Genomic DNA, 4,949 nt, shown 5'->3' on the forward strand with positions numbered 1-4,949 from the left:
ATCAATTGGGAGCAACTCCGCCATGCCGCCAAGCTCAGGCCCCGGTCCAGGTGGGCAAGATGGACGCGGTGATGTCCGTCCGGATGACAACCAGTGTCCGCAAAAGGGGTCGACTCCGGCCGGTGGCTGAAGGTCAGCTAACGAGGCGCGCTGCGAATGACCGGTAGTGGCGCAACCACGACCCTTCTTGGGATGTCGGCTTTCAGGAAGGGGCAATGCTGATCTCAATGTCCGATTTCGGGCGCGATGCAGTCCGACTACTCTACGGCTCGCTTGGGCCGCTTGCCGGCCGGCAGCTTGGGGGCCGAATCCAGTCGGTCCGGTTTCAGATCGAGGATGGGAAAATCGGCCATTCGCTACCGCGGACGCTGCTGAAACCCAATTGGTAACTCTGTTTCAAACGCGTCGTCGCAAGCTGCAAAGACGGGTGGCAGCTCTCTCAGGGCCAAGTGAAGGCCGCCCGGAGAGTGCCGATCTGAGTTGCGCTTCATGCCACCAAGATGCATGCCTTGCGAGCAAGGCTCCGCGGTTCACCAAGAACCTGAAGGGAACGACTGTGCAAAAATTCGTGACGATTGGATATGGAGACCGTGAGGGATACGACCCGCAGTGGCCGTTCGAGATGCAGCCCACGCGCACGACGCTAAGTTGCAGAAAGACGGAGCGTTGATGGGTATCGCGGGCGCTCCTGTGCAAGTGGATCGGCTCACCGGTTCGACTGCCGGCGCCGTGATGATCGTGCAGTTGGTGATGCCGAGTTTCTTGTTATGCGCTCAGAGGCCGGCGAACGAGAACGGCTGGTGGTCCGGCAGGTGAATATGCCACGGATCCTTGCCGCCTCGGTCGGCGAGATCTTCCATTCGTAAACCCCAGGAAGCGGCGCATCAGTTCCAAGTGTGGAGGCATACTCTCCACGATCCATCAGTTTCGCGTCGGAAGATTGTGACTATGGATCCTTCGTAGCGCTGCGTTTCGCCGCCTTCGGCCGACCATTTCCCGGTCGCGTAGGCAATGTCACCGGCGGCCACTGCATCTACCAGTTCGATGCCATGGTTCCCCACACCAGCCGAGATCAATTCCTTCCAGAAGTCTTTGATAGCGCTCGTCCCCCTTATGAAGGCATGGGTGGACGGCAATACAACCGCGTCGGGTGTGTAATGAGCGGCGACTGCGTCAGCATTGCCGCTATTGAAGGCCGAATTCCAGCCATCATTCGCCTTCTGAAGCACGTCGCGGATATTCTCGGTCGGTTGTGCCATGGCGTTCCTCCTTTGTCTGCCGCCAATTTCTATTAATTGGCCGCCCGAAGGCTTTCAGCCGGTGTTGCGAGTGCTCGTGCGGCTTGCAGGTCAGGCAACGTTTGTCCCTCGGTAAACCCGGAAATGATGAGTGCGAGCCGCTCGCGAGCACCAGAAATGGGACAGTCGGCCCGCGCGAGGCTCAGTGCAGCACGCAGCTCCCAGAATCGCGCGCCCTGGGCCTGGGCAATCGCCAACGCGTCAGAAAGGCGATTTTCGGCGAGTGCAACTCCGTCTTCCCCCGATTGCAGGAGCACCTCGCCCTGTAGGCGTAGCACCTCGGCTGCAAACCATCGTTCATCGGTGCGTTCGATCCTGGCATGTGCTTCTTCAAGCAAACGGAGTGCAACATTGTGGTCGCCGGCTCTGACCTCGATCTGCGCCTGAAGAGCAATGAAATAAGGAACCATGAATTCCGCGCCGGTCGCACGCCACTCAACAAGGCCTCGTTGGAGTTCCAGGCGACCCCGATCGGCATCGCCCGCCTCAGCGAGTGTCCAAGCACTCAAGATTGTGGCGCCGGCAAGCCAAAAGCGGAATCCAGCTTCGCTGGCAATGCGGGTCAACTCTGCGCAGCATTCCCGGACACTTTCGCGATCGCCAAGGATCTGGCGAATGACGCCGCCGAAGAATAATGGCAGAGCAAGGCTGTTGCGATGACCCACACGATGCGCTTCAGCAACCGCCTCGTTGTTGGCCGCCAGAGCCTGATCAGGAAACCCAAGCGGCAGCAATGTGCGGGCGAGATAGTCCAGGCACACGACCCGTGGGTCGAAGGCGTAAACAAACGCCGGCGATCTGTGCTCCTGGGGATCGTAGAGAGCCAAGGCCTGCTCGAGATGTGCCCGGGCGCGGGCGAATTCGCCGGCAGGCAGCGCGCTGACCCCAGCTGCCCGATGAGCAAAGAACGACAGTCCACAGTCGTTGCTCGCTTCCGCCAATTCAAGCAGGCGGTCCGCTGCGCTGCGGGCCTCCGCCAACTCGGCAGCATAGAGGTGGTAAAGACATAGACCGTAAAGAACCGGAAAGAGCTGACGTGTATCGCTCAGCTCTTCACAGAGCTCTCGCGCGCGACCATAAGCGGTCGCTGTCGAAGGTGCGGCGAAGCCGTGCGCAGCAACGTGGGTACTGCCGAGCGCCAACTGAGTTGCAAGTTCGCGCCGCGAACGCTCTTCGGATGGTGGCATCGCCGAAAGCCCGGTTAGGGCGTTGTCGAATCTGGCGAGCGCCTCAGTCAGGACAGAGCGAGAAAGCGCCCGACGACCAGCGAGTTCATTGTACTCGACAGCCTTTTTCACAAGGCCCGCCTGACCAAAGTGGTGGGCAAGCAGTTCGGGCTCTGTGGTTACGATTTCGGGGAAGCGTTCCTCGAGAATGGACGCAATCCGGGCATGAAGCTGCTGGCGGCGGCTGTGCAGGAGGCTGCTGTAGGCCGCATCCCGCACGAGCGCATGCTTGAAGACGTAAGTTACTTGGCTGTTACTGCCGCGGCGGAAAACAAGGCCGGCCGCTACTAGCTCGTTCGTTGCCCGCTCAAGCTCAAAATCAGGAAGTCCAGCGGCTGCGGCAAGCAACTCGTGCTTGAACTCGCGACCGATCACTGCCCCGATCTGCGCGACCTCCCGGACCGAAGCCAACCGATCGAGCCGGGCCATCAGCGAGTCGTGCAGAGTGGCCGGGACGGCAAACGGAGGCAGTGGGCCCGCCAGCACGAGTTCGCCGTCACGCTCTTCAAGCAGGCCCGATTCAAGCACCACCTTCGTCAACTCTTCCACGAAAAGCGGCACGCCCTCGGTCTTCGACAGAACCTGATCCAGCACTGTTGCTGGCAACTGCTTGCCCCCCGTCATCGCTGCAATGATAGAGGCCGCTTGGGAACGGCTGAGCCGATTCAGGGTCAAAAAAGTCGCGTGCGGAAGACCAGCCCAGCGCACTGCGCCTTCCGGTCGCGAAGTTGCAATCAGCATTATAGGCAAGTGTTGAATCCGGCCCGCGATTTGGTCGAAGAGCTCGGCGGACATCGGATCAAGATAATGCGCATCCTCAAGCTGCATCAGGACCGGCTTGCTGCGGGCCAGTGCCTCCAGCTGCTCGATCAGCACCTCGAATGTGCGAGACTTCTGTTTTTGCGCCATCAGGTCGAGCTTGGGATAGTGTCCCTCGGTCGGGATCGACAGCAATGCCGCGATTAGTGGTATCGCCTCATTGGGGTTCTTTGTCGAACCGGCGAGCAGTTGCTCAAGAAAATCAAGCTGACGCTCGGGCGGGTCCGTCCGCTTGATGTTCCCGGCCCGGAGCAACTGATCCGTCACAGGATAGAGGGCGGTTTCGAGGTGATAAGGCGAGCAGTAATACCGCAGTCGCGTGTGTGCCTCGTCTTTTAGGCGCTCCAGCAGTTCTTGCAGAATGCGGGACTTGCCTATGCCAGCCTCGCCGAATAGCTCGACAACTTGGCCTTCCCCGGAAGCGGCAAGCCGCCACCGATCGAGGAGCAGGGCGATGTCATGTTCCCGCCCTGTAAGCGGCGCAGCTTCGGCTGCGTGAAGTGCTTCGAAACGACTCTCGGCGCGTCCCTCTCCAATCACCTTGAATGCGTTTATGGGCGCGTCGAAGCCTGGCAACCGCTGCGGCCGGATTCTGGTCACCTCGAACAGCTTTCCGATAAGTCTATAGGTAAGCTCCGAGATGACTACCGTTCCCGGCTCGGCCAAAGTTTGGAGCCGAGCTGCAAGATTAGGGGTCTCGCCCACGACTGCATTCTCTTGCGCGGCACCTACACCAATCAGGTCGCCCACGACTACGACGCCAGTTGCAATGCCGACCCGGACCGAAAGTTGCTGCCCGTCATCCAAAGACAAGTCGGCTACGGCAGCGACCACCGCAAGCGCCGCGCGAACAGCGCGCTCGGCCTCGTCCTCGTGTGCCTGCGGCCAACCGAAATAGGCCAATACTCCGTCGCCCATAAGCTTGGCGACGTGCCCCTCGTAGCGAACGACTTCGCCAGCGACAGTATTCTGAAACTTCCTTAAGAGGTCGCGCATCTCCTCAGGGTCAAGCCGCGTCGCAAGCGCGGTAGAACCGACGAGATCCACGAACATGACCGTCAATTGACGCCGTTCTGCCTCGCGAGGCCGTCCAGGTTCGCCGGAGCGGTCAACCGAAGCCGACGTTCGGATTGGTGAGGCTGAAGCTGGTTTCGCCGGCTCTAACGCCGGCTCTCCTTGCATCGCGGCAATTGCCTCCAGGATGCGCTTGCGGTGGGCAAGCGCGGCAACCCCGATTTCTTTCAAGTCCTCGGCGGTGAGGCGCGGCAGTATTTCGGCATCAATCGCGTTTTCGTCGAAAGCCAAAATGTACTGCTCCAGGCCTAAACCTCTGAGCCAAACTGCGATATTCATTGGGCTCCCTCCGCAGCCATTTGGCCTCGCTTCGGTGGGGCAGGAAACATATCACAAAGGCATCGCGATAACACGCGAGTTCGTGTGTCGAAGGCCTGACATTCGGTGAGAACCCCGCAAAACGCCGCCAATTGGCGCAACCGCGGCCTGCAGCGTGTTCCCCGCCGATGTCGATCTGCCCCATGGCGTGGTGTAGGTAACGGCATTGGTCGCCGTGCTCTCCGGCAAGGGCCGGCCTGATCAGCGCGCCACT

General features: G+C 60.3%; 2 protein-coding genes. Both read right to left on the minus strand.

The window, feature by feature from the left end:
- Positions 1 to 884: 884 nt before the first annotated feature.
- The gene (locus AC0L2C_RS33915; protein ID WP_128172978.1) at positions 885 to 1,259 is read right to left on the minus strand and encodes a YybH family protein; all 375 of its coding nucleotides are present in this window, start codon (positions 1,257 to 1,259) and stop codon (positions 885 to 887) included.
- 32 nt (positions 1,260 to 1,291) lie between these two features.
- Positions 1,292 to 4,696 carry an adenylate/guanylate cyclase domain-containing protein gene (locus AC0L2C_RS33920; protein WP_473525499.1) on the minus strand — a complete coding sequence of 1,135 codons (3,405 nt, stop codon included), beginning with the start codon at positions 4,694 to 4,696 and terminating at the stop codon, positions 1,292 to 1,294.
- Positions 4,697 to 4,949 lie beyond the last annotated feature (253 nt).

It is taken from the genome of Mesorhizobium sp. WSM4845 (assembly GCF_055811455.1).

Coding starts and splice junctions, on each gene's coding strand:
- AC0L2C_RS33920 (WP_473525499.1), bottom strand. CDS start 4,696: ATGAATATCGCAGTTTGGCTCAGAGGTTTAGGCCTGGAGCAGTACATT.
- AC0L2C_RS33915 (WP_128172978.1), bottom strand. CDS start 1,259: ATGGCACAACCGACCGAGAATATCCGCGACGTGCTTCAGAAGGCGAAT.